This window comes from Yersinia massiliensis (assembly GCF_003048255.1).
Lineage (GTDB): Bacteria > Pseudomonadota > Gammaproteobacteria > Enterobacterales > Enterobacteriaceae > Yersinia > Yersinia massiliensis_A.
Genome location: NZ_CP028487.1, coordinates 4508418 through 4530124 on the forward strand (window position 1 = coordinate 4508418; position 21707 = coordinate 4530124).

The following is a 21707-nucleotide window of genomic DNA, read 5'->3' on the forward strand; positions in this document are numbered from 1 at the left end:
ATTTAACTTCAAGTCCTGAGCAGAAAATTATTATTGCAAGCTCGAGCCTCTCATACTTTGGTATCTTGATGCTATTTTTGCTTTATTCGCTATTTATCCCGCAGGCGAATGCAGAAACATACTCAGCTAATTTTAAAAACACGGATATTACTGAGTTTATCAATACTGTCAGTAAGAACTTGAATAAGACGGCCATTATCGACCCTGCGGTAAAAGGGACTATCAGTGTACGCAGTTACCAAACATTGGAACCTGAGCGCTACTACCCGTTTTTCCTCAGCGTCTTGGAGGTTTATGGTTTCACCGTGGTCAATATGCCAGGTGACATCATTAAAATTATTCCTGCCAAAAATGCCAAAGGTTCTGCTATTCCACTTATCGACGGCGAAAATCCAAGTGAAGGCGACGAAGTTGTCATGCGCGTGGTGTCGCTGCATAACGTTGCAGCCAAAGAACTGGCCCCACTACTCCGTCAGCTAAACGATGCCGCTTTTGGCACTGTCGTTCACTATGATCCTTCCAATGTTTTATTGCTGACAGGCCGTGCTGCCGTTATCAATCAATTAGTTGCGATTATTAAAAATGTCGACAGCGCTGGCGACCATACGGTTGAGACTATCAAGTTACAGTTCGCCTCAGCGACCGAAGTCGCCCGTATTGCGCAAGCGCTACATAAAAACAATGGCAAGAATACCGGCGGAAGAATGTCCGCCAGCATTGTCGCAGATGAGCGAACGAATTCGGTATTGATTGGTGGTGAAGAGCAAGTCCGCAAGCGGATGATTGGTACCGTACTAGAGCTGGATACGCAAGGCGATATTCACGGTAACACCAAAGTTATCTACCTGAAATTCGCGAAAGCAGAGAGCCTGTTAGACATACTCACTGGCGTCAGCAGCAATCAGCAAGAAGGTAAGAACCCAGCGGGTTCCACTGCTGCCATGATGAAAAACGTGGTGATTAAAGCGGATGCGCAAACCAATGCCTTAATCATCAATGCAACCCCCGATCTGTTACGCGATCTTGAACAAGTGATCGCTCAGTTGGATATTCGCCGCGCGCAAGTTTTGGTCGAAGCCATCATTGTGGAAGTTCAAGACGATAACAATCTGAATCTCGGGGTGCAGTGGTTTAACAAACAAAATGGCGGGACTCATTTCCCCGATATGGGCGTATCAGCCAGCAATGACCTTTCCTCCGCGCTGAAAAACGTCACCGGTCTGGCCACCGGTTTTTATCGCGGTAACTGGAGTGGCCTGTTTACTGCACTTCGTACCAATAATCAAAACGATATCTTGGCAACACCCAGTATTGTCACACTGGACAATATGGAGGCTGAATTTAGTGTCGGCCAAGAAGTCCCTATTTTGAGCGGTTCTCAAACCACCACTGGGGATAACATTTTCAGAACGGTTGATCGTAAAAGTGTCGGTATTAAGCTCAAAGTCAAACCGCAGATCAATAAAGGCGACTCCGTCCTACTCGAGATAGAACAAGAGGTTTCCAGCGTAGCCGCAAAAGCCCCAAACGGAACAGGTGACTTGGGTGCAACTTTCAATACCCGTACCGTGAAAAATGCGGTGATGGTGGGCAGTAACAATATCGTGGTCGTCGGTGGCTTACTGGATAGCACGAGCCATGATGTCACCAGTAAAGTCCCACTATTGGGTGATATCCCCGGTATTGGCGCTCTATTTCGCTCAACCACACAGCAGACGGTAAAGCGTAACTTAATGCTGTTCATTCGCCCGACAATTATCCGGGAACAAGATAGCTACATCGATGTAAGTGAGCGAAAACTCGATAAATTCCAACAAGAACAGGATACAGAACGCAGTCATGCTGATGGGCAGCGTATCAAAGAAAATCTGAATAAAGCGTTGTCAGATGGGCAATCGTTAAAAGATTTACGTCACGATGTCAGTGCGTTTTACGCCAAGGGGGCATGATGAGTCAGCAATCATTATCTTCATCCCCCTTGCCCTTTGCTTGGGTACAACAGCATGGTGTGCTGTACCAACAGCATTCCCTTTATGGCGAACAGCTCTTGTTTCGGCAAAGTGCTAGCCCAGAAGCATTGCTGGAAGCCAGGCGGATTCTGCCTTTGTGCCAGCTGCAATTTGTCAGTGATGACGTGTTCGAATCCTGCATGGTGGAACATTATCAGCAGGACTCCGATCAAGCGCGTCAAATGATGGAAAGCTTGGGCAATGAAATTGATTTATGCCAATTAGTGGATGCCCTGCCACAAAGTGACGATCTACTGGACAGCGATGATGGCGCGCCCATTATTCGCCTGATTAACGCCATGTTAAGTGAGGCGATTAAGGAAGGTGCATCCGATATTCATGTTGAACCTTTTGAACGCCAATTAGCCATTCGTTTTCGCATTGATGGTGAATTACGTCAAATTTTGACACCGCCGCGCCAATTGGCAGCCTTGCTGGTCTCTCGCATTAAGGTGATGGCTAAGCTGGATATTGCCGAAAAACGCTTACCTCAAGATGGCCGTATTGCGCTGCGTATTGCCGGCAGAGCCATTGATATCCGTGTTTCTACCCTGCCCTCCAACCACGGTGAACGTGTCGTCATGCGTTTGCTGGATAAGAACAATATGCGACTCGATCTGTCGCACTCGGGCATGACAGAAGATAAACAAGCGCTATTTAGCCAAATTCTGAAGCAGCCCCACGGCATTATCTTGGTGACCGGTCCCACAGGGTCAGGCAAAAGTACGACGCTCTACGCCGCACTCCAGCAGATCAACAGCCAATCGCTCAACATCATGACGGTAGAAGATCCTATCGAATATGACTTGGATAATATTGGTCAAACTCAGGTCAACCCTAAAGTTGACATGACGTTTGCGCGCGGTTTACGAGCTATTTTGCGCCAAGACCCCGATGTGGTCATGATTGGTGAAATTCGCGATACCGAAACCGCACAAATAGCCGTACAGGCTTCTCTGACTGGCCATTTGGTCCTGTCGACCCTGCATACCAATAGTGCCTGCGGTGCCATTGGCCGTTTGCAGGATATGGGGGTGGAGCCATTCTTGCTGAGCAGTTCCCTTCTCGGTGTTCTGGCACAACGTCTGGTACGCACACTTTGCCTGCACTGTAAGAAAGAAACGCAAGTCAGTGCCGAGTCTCTTCAACATGTTGGGTTGCCGTCATCAGATGGCAAAACTGTCTCTCTCTCTCACCCCGTGGGCTGCGAACAGTGTAATTTCACTGGCTATCGAGGCCGTACCGGTATCCACGAGCTGATGATAATAAGCGATGCCTTGCGTGAAGCCATTTCACAAGGGCGTAGCGAAGTTGAATTAGAAAAAATGCTACGCGAGCAAACCCAGACCATTCGCCATGACGGCATGGAAAAAGTGTTGTCCGGTGTGACCAGCCTTGAAGAAGTGCTACGCGTGACAAAGGCCAATGAGTCATGATGCAATTTCGCTATTTGGCCGTCAGTGTGAGCGGTAAAAAATGCCGTGGCAAACTCAGCGCAGAATCTTCCCGTGCTGCACGGGCACAGTTGCTCGAACAGCAATTGACGCTGATCAGCATTACGTCAGCAACGGATTCCCCTCGCGCGTTTTCACTTTCACTGGGACGGGCTCAGGATAATATTCGTGGCAGTGAACTGGTCTTGTTAACCCGCCAGTTATCAACGCTGGTCGCGGCGGCATTGCCATTAGAAGAAGCCTTACAGGCGCTGGCGCAACAGAGTGAAAAGCCCCGCCATCGTGCACTGCTGCAACAGGTGCGCAATAAAATACTGGAAGGGCAATCCCTTGCCGATGCGCTAGCCAGCTTCCCCAAAACCTTCAATACGTTATTTCGCACGATGATTGCTGCGGGTGAAGCATCTGGTCACTTGGATAAAGTCCTACTACGGCTGGCAGATAATGCCGAACAGAGCCAGAAACTCAAAAGCAAAATGCAGCAGGCACTCATCTACCCTCTGGTATTGACTGTTGTGGCAGTGGCCGTGGTGGCGATTCTACTCACTGCAGTCGTGCCAAAAGTGGTCGAGCAATTCATTCATATGCAACAAGCCCTCCCTTTGTCCACTCGTCTGCTTATCACCTTCAGTGATGCCTTACGAGAATTTGGTCTTTGGGTCGTATTGGCTTGCCTGACATCAGCAGTGGGGATGCGGCAGTGGTTAAAATCCGCCAAAAATCAGCTGTGGTGGCATAAAAAAATGCTGGGTTTACCCTCGATAGGTCGCGTCGTGCTGGATCTCAATCTCGCCCGTTATGCCCGAACCCTAAGCATCCTCAACGCCAGTGCTGTCCCTCTTTTAGAAGCCATGCACATCAGTGCGTCGGTTTTGGTCAATCACTACGCTCGCCAACAATTAATCGAGGCCAGCGACAAAGTGCGCGAAGGCAGCCGTCTGGCATTAGCTTTGGAATCCACCGGTCTCTTATCCCCAATGATGCGCCATATGATCACCTCGGGCGAAAACAGTGGCGAACTAGACAGCATGCTAGAACGGGCCGCCGACATTCAGGAAAACGCCTTCGTCAACCGTATCACCATCGCATTAGCGCTGTTTGAGCCATTACTCGTCGTCAGCATGGCGACGGTCGTGTTGTTCATTATTCTCGCTATTTTACAGCCCATCTTGCAGCTCAACAGCATGATGGGATAACCCCATAATTATCGACTCAAGGAAGACTTATTCATGAAAAATCAGCCTGCTACATTAGCGCGCAATACTGCCCAAGGTGGTTTTACCTTGCTGGAAATCATGGTAGTTATTGTCATTCTTGGCGTACTCGCCAGCCTCACCATCCCTAGCCTAATGGGGAATAAAGACCGAGCAGACAACCAAAAAGCCGTCAGCGACGTGGTGACGTTAGAGAATGCGTTGGATATGTACAAATTAGACAATAGCCGTTACCCCAATACTGAGCAGGGACTGAAAGCGCTCATTATCAAACCAACAGCAGCACCGATCCCCAAAAACTATCGCGTCGAAGGTTATATTCGCCGTCTGCCCGCCGACCCTTGGGGACATCCCTATCAGTTGGTCAGTCCTGGTGAGCACGGCGTCATTGACCTCTTTTCTGTCGGGCCCGATGGCGTGGCGCAGACTGATGATGACATCAACAATTGGGATATCGGTGCCAATGGCGGAGAGCAGCCATAATGCCCTCGATGACAGTCAGTAGAAATCCTCGCGGATTTACACTCATGGAAATTATGCTGGTTTTGGTCTTGCTCGGTGGGATCGCAACGCTGGTATTGAAAACACTGCCCTCTTCATCCCGCGAGATAACAGAGCAGAGCAACCAGTTAGCGGTGGCCATGCAATGGGCTGCTCAGCAAGCTGAGCAGGATGGCAAAATCTACGGGCTTTCTATTTCCCATCATCATTGGCAATTGATGACGCTCAATAGCCAGCCCCATGACAAAGGAGAAAGCTATTTATGGCCTCACCATTACTGGCATCCCATCAAAAGCGGGAAGCTCAAGCAACAACGTCAGTTACCGGCCGAGCTTACCCTCGAATTGACCCTACAGGATCAGCCGGTGCCACTGAATACACTGCAAGATAGTCCTCTCATTGATGAACCCAAGATTATCTTTTTTCCGGGTGGGGAGCGTTCACAATTCGAGCTCACTTTGCGAGACAAACAGGGGCATACCCGCGTCATTACCGAGCAAGGTATACCACCGGATGCTGAAAAAGCTCACTCATCACTACCATCGCCTAATGACTTAACGGGGACGGCATCGAGATGAATTGCCGGGGTATGACACTATTAGAAGTGTTAGTTGCCTTAGTTGTGCTGGCGTTAGCCGGCATGGCTGTTATCAAAAGTACGGGTGAACAAGTCAGAAATTTAAGTCATCTCGAAAAAAAGCAGTTTGCTGCTTGGGTCGCTGAGAACCAATTAGTCAGGCTACGGCTGCAAAATGTTTGGCCAGAGGAAAGGTGGCATGAAGGTGAGAGCATCATGGCCGATACCACTTGGTATTGGCGCTGGCGCGGCGTCGCCACCTCTAATATGCAATTACGGGCATTGGAAATTGAAGTGGCGGAAGACGATCGCTTTACCGTGGCAATATCTGAACTGCGCAGCTATCAGGTGAAGCCGTGAGTTCCGCTAAACAGCAGGGGTTCACGCTGTTAGAAATGATGTTAGCCATCACCTTGTTCTCCCTCGTTTGCTTAGTGGGCTATCAATTGTTGCAAGCCGTGTTGCGTAACAGCGAACTGACCCAGCAGCATGCGACGAGACTGGCCGATATTCAGCGCGCTTTTACCCTCATGGAAAGTGACATTTCCCAAGCGAGAAGTCGGCCCGTCACGGCTTTGTCTTTACCCGCAAGCAGCGATTTCAATTATTTTAGGTCTGGGGAGGCCAACAGTTTGACGCTAATACATGATAACTGGCGCAATCCTGCTGCTTTTCTCCCGCGATCCAGCCTGGAGAGAGTGACTTGGCGCTTTCAACAAGGAAAATTAGAACGCCTAAGCCACCATCAACCCGATAGCGATCAGCAAACAACGCCAAAATTAGTCGTCACACTGAGCAATATTAGCGCTTTTCAGCTGCGTTTTTGGTCTCAAGGCCGCTGGCATGATAGCTGGAATCAAGGCCAAACCTTACCTGAGGGCGTTGACATGACCTTAGAGACAGATGACTTTGGCCCCTTGCAACGTGTTTTCTTCCTGACGGTGAATCATGAGAAATCATAACCAGCGTGGTATGGCTCTGCTGGTCGTCTTAATGATCACTGCCTTGATGACCATGATAGCCGTCAATATGAATGACTATGGGTTGCGTGCGGTCAACCGAGCCACCAGCACACAATTTCAGCTACAAACTAAATGGTTACTGCTTAGTGCGGAATCACTGGTTAAGCGCCAGCAATTATCACCTTTGCCCGTCGATAAAATACATTTGAGCCAGTCTTGGGCACGGGCAGACCAGCGAATGGTATTGGACGGCAACCCAGTTAATTTTAGTCTTCGCGATAGGCAAGCCTGCTTTAATCTCAATGGGATAGGCCAAAACCGGGGAACTGAAGGGGAGAAAGAGACGTCGGATAAGGTCTATTCCCAGCAGGTTTTTCACTCTCTCTTACTGACGTTAGGATTGGATGCCACTCGAGCGAAAAACATGACTTTGGCGTTAGTAGACTGGATTGATAAAGATGATCTCGCCCGTCAGGGTGGCCGTGAATCCGCACAATATCGAGACCACCAACCCAAGCTGATGCCAGCCAACCGCCCGATGCTCAATATTAGTGAGTTCCGAGTGTTAGCGGGCGTCGATCAAGCGCTGTATCTGCGATTGAAGCCTATGATTTGCACGCTACCCACTCAAAATCTACGCATTAACGTCAATACATTATCGCCTGCACAAGCGCCGCTGCTTGCGGCGCTTTTTCTCGGGGAAATGTCCGTAGAAACAGCACAACAACTGATTGCCGCCCGTCCGGCCAATGGCTGGCAATCCGTCAATGATCTCAAACGTTTTACGCAGGACAGCAGCACTGCGTTTACCCAAGCACAAACCGCTATCACATTGACCAGCGACCACTTTGAACTGTCGCTCTGGTTGGACGAAGAGCAACACAACAATAGGATCCGCAGCCAACTTCAACGTGATGGACACGTTTTCCACGTCATCTCCCGTCAATACGGTCTTAGTGATTGAAATGAAATCGATACGATTAAAGAAAAATAAAAGTCAGCCGAATACGTTATTTATCTGCCCTCCTAGCGCAGAAGGGCAACCGATCCACTGGTATTACCAACCTCATCAAGGCACTGCACAAGCAGGTGAATTGGTTGATGAAGCCGCGTTGCCTTCTCTTTTGCCGTTGGCGAAAACAAGCCAGATAACCCTATTGCTCCCCGCTAAAAATGTGTTACTCACCACCGTTACCTTCAATGGCAAATATCGCCGAAACCAGCCCCAGCCTTTAGCTTGGCAACTTGAGTCAATCTGCCCTGGTGATGTCGAGCAACTTCATCTTACCGTTATCCAACAGCAAGGGACGCGGTTCTCCATCGCTGCCATCGATAAAAACCAGCTACAGCGGTGGTTGGATGGATTAACGCAGGCGGGGCTCACCGCGACGAGGGCACTGCCTGATGTGTTGGCATTACCCTCACCAAACGCCGGTTGGGTCACCGCATGTTTTAATGACATTTGGTTGATGCGCCAATCGGCAACACAGGGCTTTAGTGCTAATGAAGAAGAGCTGGGCTTTATTCTTGGCCGCTATTCCTCATTGCCGATGATTTTGAGTTATAGCCCGCGTCCAGCAAATGAATCAACATGGATGCAAAAAAACGAACAGTCTATCTGGCCGCTCTTAACTCAAGGCACACAGGAAAGTACCCTCAATCTACTGCATGGCGATTTCGCACCACCCCGTTCGACGAAACCGAGAGGCAATAAACTGCTGGGTGCTTTAGCCGCAATCTACCTACTGACCTTTGCCGTCCAACCAGCGCTCACTGGCTACCGAGCACAACAGCAAGCTGAGCAATTACAACAAAAAACGCATCAGTTATACCGGCAAAACTTTCCTAATGCCGCTATCCCCAAACAGTGGGTTGCAGGGATTGCGCAGCAGATCGATCAACGGGAAAAAGACGCCATACCCTCAGGTCTGCTAACGCAGTTGAGAGCGGCAATGCCCGTCCTACAGTCGTTAAAAGACGTGAAAGCCCAATCCATGGAGTGGCATGAAGATGCGCTGGTATTGACATTCAATCTCCCCGAACAGGCACTCCAGGCCCGCTTGCCACATCAATCGCCACCGCCAATCCAAGTCACCACTCATCCCATGGATCTGCAAAACACACAGTTAACGATCAAAGGTGCCCACAATGATGATCAAGCTTAAGCAACACTGGCTAAAGACGAGCCGACGAGAAAAATGGATGATAGGCTTGGCGGGTGTGGTCTTGCTGGGGTTCCTCCTGCAACAGGGTATTTTGGCTTCACTCAATGGCTATCAGCGCCAAAGCGAACAGAAGTTGCGCCACGCCGAACAGAACTTCACCGCATTATGGCAACAACAAGATAGAATTAGCCGCCTCCAGATAACACATCCACCGCAATTCCAGCTATCGGCTGACAGGGCGGTACACGAAAGTGCCCGCCAGCAAAAAATAACCCCCGTGTTGCTGGATGCCAATGCCAATCAAGCAACTTTGGCCCCCATGACACTTCCCTTTCCTCAGTTATTGATCTGGCTGGATCTGCTGGAAAAACAATATGGCATGCAAGCTAGTCACTTGAAATTATCCATCGATGATGATCATCCAGATCAGGTTCGCATCGCCACATTGGTACTGCAACGAGCCAAGGAGAGGACACGTTAATGGAGACGCTTGCTATGGTTCAAACCATCGGACCACTTTGGTGGGGCGGTTTAGCTCTGCTTGGTTTGTGCGTTGGCAGTTTTCTCAATGTCGTCATTTATCGCTTGCCGTTGATGTTAAACGAGGAAAATCGCCACCATTTTAATCTTTGCCTGCCCCACTCCCATTGCCCTCAATGCCAAATCCCGCTGAAATGGCGGGATAACATTCCGCTGTTCAGTTGGTTGTTGTTACAGGGAAAATGTCGACATTGCCGCAGTGCAATCTCGATGCGTTACCCGTTAATAGAAATGATCACCATGGGCGTGACGGTACTGATTGCTGCACTCATTCCTTTGGGCTATCCCTTACTGGCTGCATGGCTCCTCAGTTGGATGTTGATCACCTTGACGATGATTGATATCGACCATCTGCTATTACCGGATAACTTAACCTTTCCGCTTCTCTGGGCTGGGTTACTCTTCCATTTAGTTGACAATACATTGCCGCTCGGGGATGCCGTCATCGGCGCGGTCAGCGGATACTTGATTTTATGGTGCCTTTACTGGGCATTTTGGTGGCTCACCAAACGGGAAGCGCTCGGCTATGGCGATTTTAAATTATTGGCCGCCTTGGGAGCATGGTTGGGATGGATGGCACTTCCCACATTACTGCTCATGGCATCATTGATGGGAATAGCCTTCTCACTGGCTGCCCGTATGTTGAAAGGCAGGCCATTGAATACACACCTTCCCTTCGGGCCATTTCTCGCGCTCAGTGGTTGGCTGCTATTCCTACAGTATTACCGTTAACAGAAGGTGAGCCTCAAGGAAGAGGCTCATAGAGGGGGGAAGTGATAAAGTTTACTTATCCCTGAGGCTTCAAGGATTGAGGGAGGGGACTTACTTTTGCGTACGTTGTGCCTCATCGACAAAATCAACCATCACTAAATCGAGTTCTGTACATAACGACTTTTCCGCATTGTTTTCTCTGACCAGTGCTTGATAACGTTCTTGGCTCTGCTCACCAAGCAATTTGTAAGCAGGCACGCCAGTATCCCAATGACGCGAAACCGCCAAATTCAGCGCTGCTTTTATCAATACCGCTTCATCCGGAACAGCTGCTCGCTGACAATTCTTCTGTAGATATTGTGCTCCAGCAATTAATGCTGACAATTGTTTTATTTGTTGCTGAGCTGAAGGCTGACTTATTTTGCTAGCGGGCTGTTGACATCCTGTTAGCAATACTAAAGGTAAGAACCAAATTATATTTCGCATAACTGATAACAGTATTTAACTCGTTCGTGATAAAGAGCGAATGATTTTAAATCAACGACTGAATTTAAAATACTCAGACATCCTTATTTAGTAGGAAAAATGCCCTCCATTTTTTGGAAGCGATTAATTCCAAATAATTAAGGCCGCGGTCATGACCTTAAAATATTAATTCCTCGCTGAAAAATCAACCAGAAAAATACCATAACGTATTAAAAATATTAAAGTTAATTACCCTTAATCACACTTTAATATCTATAAGGATAAATAGATTCCAAATCCAATCGCATTCATCTAATTTTCACTTCGTCGAGAATATTATTTTTCAATTCGTCATCATCAGAAAATTAATTATTCTTCAAAGAATATCATTAGCAATAACACCAATAACGTTCCGATGAGACAGTTCAATGGAACATACTGATAAAATGGGAAAGCAATAAAATGAAATTGAATAAAATCATGTTAGCAATGGTCGTGATGTCAATCAGTGGTAGTGCATTGGCACATGGTTATATCGAAAACCCACCATCACGTAACTTGCTGTGTCACGCTGACGGTAAAAATCTAAATAAAGAGTGTGGTGCAGTGCAGTATGAACCACAAAGCTCGGGCGAAACTGCCGACGGTTTCCCTGAAAAGGGTCCTGCTGACGGCAAACTCGCCAGTGGCGACAACTGGATCAGTAAAGATTTGAATCAGCAAACCGCTGAGCGCTGGGCAAAAACAAAAATGAAAGCCGGTGTACAGCCGTTTACATGGGTCTTTACTCAGTCGCATCCCATCGCCAGTTTTAAATATTATATGACCAAGCAAGACTGGAATCCTAATGCACCGCTGACCCGTGAATCATTCGATCTCACCCCCTTCTGTGTGTTACCACCTGCCCCAGCCATTCCACAATCAACAGGCAAGGTCCGTACGACTCACGAGTGTGATGTTCCAGAACGTACTGGCTACCAAGTGATTTATGGTGCTTGGGATGTTGCCGATACCGCAGGGACTTTCTATCAAATGATCGATGCACAATTCGATGATGCCACGGGTGAAGTTGTGGTTTCCGAATGGACGGCATCGGTGGGTAAGATTGAGCCAGCCACTGACCTGAATGCCGGTGATAAAGTGAAAGTTCGCGTATTTACCGCAACCGGCGAACAAGAACACTTATCCATGGAAATGACCATTGATGATGCCTCACAAGGCAAGAAAAATAGTTGGGCACACGCACTGGCCAGCAAAATCAACAAAGAGCGCGACGATCTGCGTGCGGGCTACATTACTGCCTCTGGCAAAGTGGCCCCTGTTCACGGTGTGAATACCCTTTACACCAAAGCAGGTAGTCCAATCACCAGTATCGTGATTTCCATCGATAAAGCGCCTGTTGAAGTGCAATCAGACTTCTCTGTGGCCGGTATGGAAAGTGAATACCAAATGATTGCGGGCGCATTGACGCTGAACGTTGATCTGGCGGCGACCGGTAAAATGGAACTGGAAGCGAAAGTCTATGGCCCAGATAACGTAGTTAAAGGCTATACCCACACCACGCTGGAAGAAAATGCCACTCAGCAAGTCGCGATTGAAATGAGCGACCTAAAAGCGGGTAAATATACCTTAGTGGTCATCGGTGTTGATGCAGAGGGCAAATCCAAACAGCAGAGTATTGGCTTTACGTTGAAAGGTGAAGCTGAGATCGCTAAACCCGAAATCAAACCAGAAGTAAAGCCTGAAGTTAAGCCAGAACTAGACGGCGCTGATAAGCAATGTGCTCAACCCGAGTGGAGCAATGCATCTACCTACAACGCCAATGATACCGTCACGCACAATGGTCGTATCTACATGAGCAAATGGTGGGCTGATCGCAACTCTGTACCAGGGGATGCCGCCGTCACTGATACCACAGGTAACAGCACGGGCTGGGGTAAAGTTTGGGAAGATAAAGGGGCATGCAACTGATTGATTAGATAATCATATGCTCATCAGAGGCAGGGGAAACCCTGCCTCTCCCGTTTTTACACTTAAAACGGGCCATCAATATTGTCTAACGCTAGCGGAAATATTATGACTGTCACCCCTCCTTCCAGCCGCGCCACATGGTTGGCATTGGTCACACGCCTACATTTTTATATTGGCCTTTTTATTGCGCCTTTTATCTTTTTTGCCGCATTAAGTGGCACGCTATATGTCATCACGCCCGATATAGAAAAAATACTCTACGCCAAGCAGTTGTACCCGAATACCGAGGGGCCAGCTGACACCTTGATGAATCAAATTACCGTCGCCCAGCAAGTGGTGGGGAGTGATGCAAAGATCATCGCGGTACGCCCAGCCCCACACCCAGGTGAAAGCACTCGCGTCATGTTCGCAGCATCAGGGCTGAACGCGGGAGAAAGCCGAGCCATCTTTATCGACCCTGTATCACTGGCTGTTTTGGGTGATATGGCTGTTTACGGCTCCAGTGGCTCCTTGCCGGTTCGAACTTGGCTGGACAAATTACACAGCGGCGCATTATTGGGTGATTTTGGAAGAAACTACAGTGAGTTAGCTGCCACGTGGATGTGGGTAGCTGCGCTTGGCGGTATCCTGATGTGGGCCGCGAAACGCCGTCATAAAACCCGCCCGATCCAACCAAAACAGAAAAATCGCCACCGCCATATTTTACTGGGTCTAACGTTACTCCCGCTGATGCTGTTTATCTCCGCCACCGGCCTAACATGGTCTCAATGGGCGGGGGAGAATATCGCTGTCTTGCGTACCTCACTGGCGTGGAAAACCCCTGTTATGAACACATCACTGTCGCCATTAGGCGCAGCAAGCGGTGGTGCACATGCCCATCATTGCAATACCAATGGTGCGGGTAGCGCCACTCCGACTTATCGTCTCTGGCGCTATGACGCCGTATTAGAACAAGCTCGGCTGGCGGGCATTGATGCCGCCAAAGTAGAAATACGCCCTGGCAGCAATGACAATAGTGCTTGGACAGTTGCCGAGATCGACCGTAGTTGGCCCACTCAGGTTGATGCACGGGCCTTTAATATCAAGACCATGCAGGTCGTCGATCGGTTGGATTTCGAGCAGTTCCCACGGGTAGCAAAATTGATTCGCTGGGGAATTGATGCCCATATGGGTATTCTGTTCGGCATCACCAATCAGCTCATCTTGGTCTTTTTTGGCGTTGGCTTATGCAGCACCATTATCATGGGCTATTGCATGTGGTGGCGACGCCAACCTAAACACCAGCGCTTCCCGACGCAAGGCTCGCTGATATCTTCATTGGGGCGTTTATCATGGCTACATAAAGCGCTTTGTCTCCTCCCCGTCCTCTTGTTGTCTTGGAGCTTACCGCTAATGGGAATGAGCCTAGCCGCACTCCTCATGCTAGATAGCCTGTGTTGGTTCAAAGCCAGAAAGCATGAAGGCAAGAAGAGAACCGCTTGAGGATAGTGTGCTGAAACTGTTTTCGTGAACGTGCCAGCCGGTCCAAAAGAGAGGGACAATGCCAACATTGGATTGGCATTGTCCACACTGAGATTCTTCGGGCCTGCTAGGGTGTTGAAGATCTCGCTGTTCTCGCCGGACTCAAACTGAATATTTTAGGGTGACGACCTAACCATTGAGCGGCTAACGCATTCACTTGTTCGAGAGAAATGGCTTTCAGTTGCGACTCCTCTTGCGCCAGTAGCGCAAAATTACCGTCATCACTCGCCACCTGCGCTAACGCATCGGTCCAATAGCTGGCACTGGTACGGCTCGCATCTTGCTCAATCCACCAAGCTTTTTTCGCCTTATCCAGCTCCGACTGTGTGATACCTTCCACCGCCATTTGCTGCAATACCTGTTGCGCCATCTTCGTCATCTCCTGCGCCCGTTCTGGTGCCGACGTAAAGTTGAGTCGCGCCAGATAATAAGGCTGAGGTAGCTTAGCCAGTAACTGCGAGAAACCTAAGGTATAGATGCCGCTGGCTTGCTCACGCAACGCATAACGCAGCCGCAAGCTGACCACTTTATCCAACAACTGTAAGGCGAGTTGATTCGGTTGCGACCAGCTTGCTGACGCAGAGAACTGCATGCTGACCATGGTTTTCGGGCTACTGGCAATGGGGTAATCATGTGTCATCGCCTGATTCAGGGGTTTTATCGCCAAATCACGCCACGTTAAGCGCTGTTCGCTACGTGGCAGGCCACCCAACCATTGCTCGACTAACGGCTGAAGGCGTTTTTCATCCAACGCGCCACTGAGTGTCACCGTCATGTCTTGCGTGGCAGAAAAGAGCTGACGATGGCGTTGCTCCAGCCCTGCGGCGGTAAAATCACGCCATGGCCCCGTTGCCGTGACCAATAAGCGCTCGCCATGCTGATACCCCTCTTGTGTGATGCTATCGAGGAAACGGCGTTCGACCGGCTGCTTCTCTAACCCCAATGCAAATGACTGTTTTTGCTGTGTCAGTTTGTCCGCCGCAAATTGTGGCGCAGTGATTTTGAGGTATAACAATTGCAGCAGCGGTTCCAACTGATCAGCGGGTGCTGACCCCCTTAAACCGTGAAACAGCATCTCATCATAAGGCGCGACAGCCACCTCAGTTTGCTTGGCTAACTGCGCCAGTTGGCGCGGGTTGTATTGGCTGTAACCACTCACTTCCGGTAACCGCATCGCCCAATTCACTTCCCCGATGTGCTGATCATCTTCCAAAGAGCGCCCGCCGGGAATGCGTAGTGAAAGCTGCACATCGTCTTTCAAGCGGTTATTGGCTTTGATGATCACCCGAATGCCATTGCTCAATGTCCAGAGCTGAGTATCTGGAATCGGTAAGGTCTGGCGCTGTATCACTTTACCGGCCGGTGGCGGTGTGACCGTCAACGTGACGGGTTTCGGTTTCAGGGTGAAAGCTTCCGGCGAGCTTTGTCGAATTTGCGTCCACATCGCCGCTAATTGCGCGTTATCTACCGTTGATTGGTCGCTATCTGGGCCAATCAACGCCAGACGGGCCGAGCCTTTCTCCAGTAACTCCGCCACTTGTGCCTGCACATGTGCCGGTTCAATGGCCTCCAACCAGTTTTTGGTCATCGCCAATTGCTGCTGTTTGTTCAGCATCGGCAGATCAAATTCAATGGCAGTCGTGAGATTATCGGCCAGATAATCATGTTGATAGCGGCTTTCGCTGGCGGCTTGCTGGCTCAACTTACTGAGGATTTGCTGGCGTGCGGCATTCAGTTCCGCATCACTGACGGGGGTCGTTGCCATCCGTTGTAGCTCGGTAAACAACTGGCGCAAAGTGCCGTAATAGTCATTGCCGTGCGGGCGAGCAATCATCAGGTGTTGGATGCGCCGGTTATCCAGTAGCGCCCCTTGTTGATTGATACTGGCGACCGATAGCAGGTCATTATCCACCAGCAAAGATAAGCGCTGATTAAAAATGGTCAGCCACAAGGTATCCAGCAGATCGCGCCACTGCCCGTTGGCACTGTTCAACGGTGTAGCCAGATCACGCTGTAGCGCTAATTGAATGATGCGCGTCCCTTGCTCGGCATCAAATACGGTGCTGAGCAGCAAACCTGATTGCGGCGCAAAAGTCTGCCAACTTGGCTCATCACGCGCGGGGACTTTAGGGGCTGGCATCGCGAACAACGTATTGATCTGCTTGCGTAAATTATCAGCGTCAAACCGGCCGACCACCACCAACGCCATCCGCTGTGGTTGATACCATTGCTGATAATAATTGATTGCCTCACTGACCGGCGCTTGTCGCACCACATCCAGCAGTCCAATCGGATCACGTTCGCTATAACGGCTGCCATGATAGCGTAAGCGTTCCAACGCCTGATTAATGCGGAATCCAACCCCCTGACGTAAGCGCCACTCCTCGACGATCACCTGCCGCTCTTTATCAAAAGCCGCCGGTTCAAAGCTGATGCCCTGCGCCCAGTCCGATAAAATCTGTAGCCCTAACGTGAGCTGTTTTGCATCTGCATTCGGCAATGACAGCTTGTAGGTGGTGGCATTCAAGCTGGTGACCGCATTGACATGGCTACCGAGCGTAATACCCTGTTTCTCCAGCGATTTAAAACTGCTGGTGCCGGGGAAATGCGTGGTTCCTTTGAACGCCATATGCTCAACAAAGTGCGCCAATCCACGCTGTTGTTCACTCTCTTGTAGCGAACCGCTGTTGACCAATAAGCGTAACTCGACGCCCGCTTGTTCACGCGGCAGCAAGTACAACTGCAAGCCATTGTCTAGCGTGAAGTGCTGAAGATCGGCACGAACAGGCAGCTTTTGTTCCTGCGCCGAGGACGTTTCTGCCGTCGCGGCAGGCATCACCCAAACCAACAGCAGGCAAAGGACTGAAATTGGCACTAAAGGGTTAAACATGGTGTGGCCACTCCTTGAATCACTTCAAATGAATCATCGAGACAATATTGTTGGTCGGCTATTTCAGCTAAGAAAGTTTGGTGACTGACCAGCAGCACCGCGCTATCTGGCAGTTGCTGCCTGAGCAAACGTAATAGCTGGGCAGCACTGACGGCATCCAGCGCCGAAGTGGTTTCATCCAGCAAAATCAGTCGAGGCTTATTCAGGAGTAAGCGGGCAAACATCAGCCGCTGTTGCTCACCGCCAGAGAGGCGCTGCTGCCAGTCGATAGACAGCGCTAATTGGTAATTCAGTTGCGGTAAACCGACCTGTGCCAATACCTGTTGAAACTGCGCTTCGCTAAAATCACTGCGCTGCGCCGGATAGGCGAGCAAATCGTCTAGCCGTTCATGGGGTAAATAGAGGCGTTGTGGGAGCCAACTCACGCTGTCACTGCGCTGAATACGCCCCTGATAATGGGGCCAATGACCGCTCAAGGCGCGCAGCAATGTTGATTTTCCGATGCCTGACCGCCCCTGAATCAGCGTCAAGCTGCCTGCGGTGGCAGTGATCTCAATATCACTTAGCAGTACTTCGCCTTGTGCATTGTGGAGATCCAGCGTGGCACGTAGCGGCACACTGCCCTCGGGTGCGCTTTCGACAGGGCTGATGGGTTCGGCATCCAGCAGCACCACAAAATTGTACAAACGGGTCACTGTCGCCTGCCATGCGGCAATCTCCCGATAGGAGAAAATAAACCAGCCCAAAGCTCCTGCGACCTGCGCGAATGATTGGCGAATTTGCATCAATCCACCCAGCAACAATTCACCGGCCAGAAACTTCGGTAACGCAAAGAAAATCGGGGCCAATGCACTGAGTTGTTGGTAACCCACGGTGAAGAATGAGAGATTCTTTTCGTAGCGAATCAGTTGATACCAGTTGTCAGCGACGGCACGAAAACGCTGCAAAAGCGCACCGCGCTCATGGTATTCGCCCCGTTGCCCAGCAATGGCATCACTGGCTTCGCGGCGCGCAATCAGCCCACTGCGATAATCCGCTTCACGTCGCTGGCGATCCATATTGAGCTGGCGTAACGGATAACCAATCCAGTGCGTCAGGCCAATGCCAATCAGGGTGTAAATGATGCACACCCAGAACATATAACCGGGCAATGTGAAGCTGTGCTGTGCCAGTGAGAAGCTGATACTGCCGGAGAGTTGCCATAAAATGGTGGCGAACGAAATCAGGGTCAGCAATGAGTGCAGGAAGGTGATGAGCAAACGCAAGCTGGATTCAATCAACAATCGCACGTCTTCAGCGATGCGTTGATCAGGGTTATCCGGCACCAATGCATTGATCTTCAATGCATAATGCTGGCCCTTGTGGGACAGCCAGCGGGCCAGAATATGTTCAGTCATGCCAATGCGCCAACGCATAATCAGCCGCTGTTTCAGGTAGTCAGCAAACACCACCACCAGAATCAAAGCACTCACCAGCAGGATAAAATGTTGCAGTAATCGGTACAGCGCTTGGCTATTCAATTGCTGCAATGCGTTGTAGAACTCCCCATTCCACTGGTTAAGCTGCACATTAAACCAAACGGAAGAAAGACTCATTGCCAACACCACCAGCAGCAATAGCCAAGCAAACAGTGCTGAACGAATGCCCCAAAACGGTCTGGCAAGGTAATAAAATTGTCTCAGTGTTTTCATTAAAAGATTACTTTCATCAATAAATTGCTTCACACAATGGCTTCACCCCTAAGAGGTGAATACGGGTTTTATTTTTTTGAACAAAAACATCATTAACAAACCCCATCGGGCTGCTATCGGGGCAGTCCAATGGGGTTATTGATGGTTATCCGCTTGATTAGAGGTCATAACTCAGTTGCAGCCAGAATTGACGGCCTGGGTCATAGGAGTGCAGGACACGGTCACCGTAAACAAAGGTGTCGGCCACATTGCGCTTATTCAGCAGGTTATTCACCTCAACCGAGATACCGACGCCATAGGCAAAATCTGGCTGCCAAGTCACTTTGCTATCCCAGATAAAGTTACTGGCAAAGTGTGTTTTCTCGTATTTCAGCATCTGTGTGCCGGTATTAGTGTCGGTGTAATACTCATTCTGATAGCGCACGGCCTGACTGCGTGAACTGCGCCATTGCCACAAGTTATAGAAAGTCAGGTTATATTCTTGCCATTCACTGGTGAGCTCCAGATTGAGCCGCCACGGTGAGTTAAAGTTGGTGGAGGGCAGATCCGCGGCATTGATGACTTTGCCGTCGTACCACACTTTGTCTGAATCCAGCTTGGTGTTCGGGTCAAAGAAGGCATAGCCCTGATCTTTCGGGGTATTACTCTTACTTTGCTGCCAACTCAATGACCCCGTAAAGGCATGAGTCGTTGAAGCCAGTTCCCAAGGTTTGCTGTTGCTGACCGAGAGTGAAACGTTGTCATTGCTGCTACGCCCGCCGTTATCAAAGGTACGGATACGGGCTTGAGCGGCGCCATTGGGGTTACGGTATTTCGTGCGGCTGCGCACTTCGTCATAGCCTTCACGGTGAACGTACTGCAAGCGCCAAGTGCTCTGCATCACTTGCTGCTGTAGGGCAAAACTCAACTCATCGTTATAGGGCGTCGATAAGCTGTCGATGCCTTCAAAATCTTTTACGCCATCCCAATCATTCTCTGACGGATTCAGCGAGCAGAAGTAGTAACAGTGTTCCATGCCCGCATTTTGCGCTTCGTATAATGCGTAGGTCAGCATTGAGCGACCATAGTAGCGGTTAGCCCCCGCAATCAGCACCGTATCACCGGTGCCAAACAGATCGAGGCTGCTGCTAAGGCGCGGCGCGATATTGGTTTTCTGAACAAAATCATCGCGGTCCAAACGCACACCAGGGCGAACCGTCAGGCGGCCATACTGCATGCTGTCATCCAAAAACAGCGCATAGTTGGTATAGCCCGCCTCATAATTACCGGCACGGAATCGGGTGATGTAACTGGCGTCAGTCAGCGAGGCAATATCATCAACAGCAGCACTGAATTTATAGCGGTAGTAATCCCGGTCACGCAGGTAACGGGCGGTGGTTTTATTGAATTCGAAACCAAGATTAGGCGTGTGCTGTAGGCCCAAAGCAGTGAATTCATTAAAGCGCAACACCCCTTTAGCCGTGGCGCTGTTCTGGCGAGTGGTCAAATCCCCTTGTCCACCATTGTTGTAGAACTGCGGGTTACGCCAATCGGTCATGTAATCTTCTAAGGTGTAAAAATCCTTCACATCATTGGTGCGCTCGTCGGTCAAACGCTGATAACCGGCGGTAAAATCCAGACTGGCGATATCAAATCGATGCTCTAACTGTAACGTGGTGCTTAAGCCGTTATGGTCATTGTCATAACCGGAGTTAATGACGTTGCTTGAAAACAGCGTGCTGGTGTAGGCCGAATAATTAGCCGAGAGATGGGCGCTGGTGCGCTCATTGGCATCCCAAGAGAGTTTGGCAAAATAGTTGTCTGATACCCGTTTCTGGCTACGATAGCCGGGCGTCGCGGACACCACTTCTAGCTCATTGCCCGGCGTTATTTGCAGGCCATCACCGCCGGTGGTGTAAGTGGGAATATCGGAGAGGCGCTGTGAGGCGGAAAACACGATGCCCATGTTGTCGGTAATTCCGGCCTCGAACCAGCCACCAAAACTTTGCTTATTGTATTTGGGCTGATAGCGCGCAGGGCGACTGGTATCGTTTTTCGAACTGTCGAACTCCATGTCGGGATCGGTGAATACCTTGTTCCACGCCGAGCGAGTTTCACGGTAGAAAACATGGGCGCTGTTTTCACCGCGCCAGCGGCGGCTGGTGACATCTACGGTGCCGCCGGTAAAACCACCAAATTCCACCGGGACGTTGTTGTCGAACACCGTCATGCTGTCGATCAACCGGCTATCGATGTACATGCCCTGATCGCCACTGTCGACACGGGTGATGGTTTCGCCATTGCCATCACTGGCGGGATCGATATCGTTATTGAAGCTGACACCGTCAAGTTTGTAGGCGTTTTGATAACTCGATGAGCCGTGAATCGAGATCGCGCCAGGTTTGATTTCACCTTGCGTCAGGCTGGTGTTGCCGCTATTAGAAAATTGAACCGAGGGGTTGGTGCGCAGCAACTCGGTGATATTACCGTTACCGGTTGGGCGCTGGCGGATCTCTTCAGAAGTAATCACCTGCGGAGCAGACATCAAATTATCTACGCCAGTACGGCCCCCCGCTTCCCCCATGACCGAGGTGGTCGGCAGTAGCATACTGCCGGAATTGATACCGACGGCTAGCATCGGGCGAATCACATAGCCCTTGCCACTGGCGACCAGTTCCAAGCCACTGCCCGCCAACAATTGCTGTAATGCGGCTTGCGGGCTAAAGCGGCCGTTTAAAGCTGGCGCACGCCGATTGCGTAACTCAGACTCATCAAAAATCACATGCATCTGGCCCTGCTGGGCCACATTGGTAATCGCATTTGCCAGCGGTTGTGCGGCAAGATTGAACTGTAAATCCGCTGCCTTGACACTTTGTGTCATCAATAGCGTTGCCAGCGCCAAAGCAGAGAGAACAGGCATCCCAGAATCATTCTTTTTATTATTTATCATCACGCTATTTCTTCCCCAAGAAATGTCAATGCGATGCCAATGAGCACCAGCATCAGGGAAGACGTGATAATGAGAATTATCCTCACCTAAAAAATTAACTTTTTTTA

The 21707-nt window shown here is 49.9% G+C and carries 17 protein-coding genes; 13 read left to right on the plus strand and 4 right to left on the minus strand.

The annotated features are described in order from the left end of the window. The first annotated feature begins 68 nt into the window (after positions 1 to 68). Genes gspD through DA391_RS21005 form a run of 11 tightly spaced genes read left to right on the plus strand, consistent with a single transcriptional unit; the run spans position 69 to position 10154 of the window. Complete coding sequence (gene gspD / locus DA391_RS20955) at positions 69 to 1949, plus strand: type II secretion system secretin GspD (protein WP_230820164.1); 1881 nt, start codon at positions 69 to 71, stop codon at positions 1947 to 1949. Further along, positions 1949 to 3445, plus strand: a complete 1497-nt coding sequence (gene gspE, locus DA391_RS20960) for a type II secretion system ATPase GspE (protein ID WP_072187298.1) — start codon at positions 1949 to 1951, stop codon at positions 3443 to 3445. The genes gspD and gspE overlap by 1 nt, the downstream gene beginning before the upstream one ends. Further along, the gene (gene gspF, locus DA391_RS20965) at positions 3442 to 4659 is read left to right on the plus strand and encodes a type II secretion system inner membrane protein GspF (RefSeq protein ID WP_098905135.1); all 1218 of its coding nucleotides are present in this window, start codon (positions 3442 to 3444) and stop codon (positions 4657 to 4659) included. The genes gspE and gspF overlap by 4 nt, the downstream gene beginning before the upstream one ends. Positions 4660 to 4692: 33 nt before the next feature. Next, complete coding sequence (gene gspG / locus DA391_RS20970; protein WP_098905134.1) at positions 4693 to 5160, plus strand: type II secretion system major pseudopilin GspG; 468 nt, start codon at positions 4693 to 4695, stop codon at positions 5158 to 5160. A gap of 44 nt (positions 5161 to 5204) precedes the next feature. Further along, positions 5205 to 5756, plus strand: a complete 552-nt coding sequence (locus tag DA391_RS20975; protein WP_230820163.1) for a GspH/FimT family pseudopilin — start codon at positions 5205 to 5207, stop codon at positions 5754 to 5756. Further along, a complete protein-coding gene (gene gspI / locus DA391_RS20980) occupies positions 5753 to 6115 on the plus strand; it encodes a type II secretion system minor pseudopilin GspI (RefSeq protein ID WP_050874740.1) in 363 nt (120 codons plus the stop codon). The genes DA391_RS20975 and gspI overlap by 4 nt, the downstream gene beginning before the upstream one ends. After that, the gene (gspJ, locus tag DA391_RS20985) at positions 6112 to 6717 is read left to right on the plus strand and encodes a type II secretion system minor pseudopilin GspJ (RefSeq protein ID WP_057644062.1); all 606 of its coding nucleotides are present in this window, start codon (positions 6112 to 6114) and stop codon (positions 6715 to 6717) included. Before gspI ends, gspJ begins: the two co-directional genes overlap by 4 nt. After that, the gene (gene gspK / locus DA391_RS20990) at positions 6704 to 7681 is read left to right on the plus strand and encodes a type II secretion system minor pseudopilin GspK (RefSeq protein ID WP_108088170.1); all 978 of its coding nucleotides are present in this window, start codon (positions 6704 to 6706) and stop codon (positions 7679 to 7681) included. The genes gspJ and gspK overlap by 14 nt, the downstream gene beginning before the upstream one ends. A 1-nt stretch (position 7682) precedes the next feature. After that, on the plus strand, positions 7683 to 8882 hold the full coding sequence (gspL, locus tag DA391_RS20995) for a type II secretion system protein GspL (RefSeq protein WP_108088171.1): 1200 nt from the start codon (positions 7683 to 7685) through the stop codon (positions 8880 to 8882). Continuing rightward, entirely contained in the window at positions 8866 to 9363 is a 498-nt protein-coding gene (gene gspM / locus DA391_RS21000; RefSeq protein ID WP_240624770.1) for a type II secretion system protein GspM, read from the plus strand. Before gspL ends, gspM begins: the two co-directional genes overlap by 17 nt. Beyond that, positions 9363 to 10154 (plus strand): prepilin peptidase, encoded by a 792-nt coding sequence (locus tag DA391_RS21005; protein ID WP_108088172.1) that lies wholly within the window; start codon positions 9363 to 9365, stop codon positions 10152 to 10154. The genes gspM and DA391_RS21005 overlap by 1 nt, the downstream gene beginning before the upstream one ends. Before the next feature lie 90 nt (positions 10155 to 10244). Here the strand turns inward: DA391_RS21005 and gspS are convergent, their stop codons facing one another. Continuing rightward, positions 10245 to 10619 (minus strand): type II secretion system pilot lipoprotein GspS, encoded by a 375-nt coding sequence (gene gspS / locus DA391_RS21010; protein ID WP_240624772.1) that lies wholly within the window; start codon positions 10617 to 10619, stop codon positions 10245 to 10247. A 441-nt stretch (positions 10620 to 11060) separates the two neighbouring features. Between gspS and gbpA the strand changes: the two genes are divergently transcribed. Further along, on the plus strand, positions 11061 to 12569 hold the full coding sequence (gene gbpA, locus DA391_RS21015; RefSeq protein WP_050879173.1) for an N-acetylglucosamine-binding protein GbpA: 1509 nt from the start codon (positions 11061 to 11063) through the stop codon (positions 12567 to 12569). A 105-nt stretch (positions 12570 to 12674) separates the two neighbouring features. Next, the gene (locus DA391_RS21020) at positions 12675 to 14051 is read left to right on the plus strand and encodes a PepSY-associated TM helix domain-containing protein (protein ID WP_108088174.1); all 1377 of its coding nucleotides are present in this window, start codon (positions 12675 to 12677) and stop codon (positions 14049 to 14051) included. A 106-nt stretch (positions 14052 to 14157) separates the two neighbouring features. Here the strand turns inward: DA391_RS21020 and DA391_RS21025 are convergent, their stop codons facing one another. From DA391_RS21025 to DA391_RS21035, 3 genes are all read right to left on the minus strand, one after another. Then, on the minus strand, positions 14158 to 16980 hold the full coding sequence (locus DA391_RS21025; RefSeq protein WP_108088175.1) for a M16 family metallopeptidase: 2823 nt from the start codon (positions 16978 to 16980) through the stop codon (positions 14158 to 14160). Further along, on the minus strand, positions 16965 to 18671 hold the full coding sequence (locus DA391_RS21030) for an ABC transporter ATP-binding protein/permease (RefSeq protein ID WP_108088318.1): 1707 nt from the start codon (positions 18669 to 18671) through the stop codon (positions 16965 to 16967). Before DA391_RS21030 ends, DA391_RS21025 begins: the two co-directional genes overlap by 16 nt. A gap of 157 nt (positions 18672 to 18828) precedes the next feature. Beyond that, positions 18829 to 21600 (minus strand): TonB-dependent receptor, encoded by a 2772-nt coding sequence (locus tag DA391_RS21035; RefSeq protein WP_167398193.1) that lies wholly within the window; start codon positions 21598 to 21600, stop codon positions 18829 to 18831. Positions 21601 to 21707 lie beyond the last annotated feature (107 nt).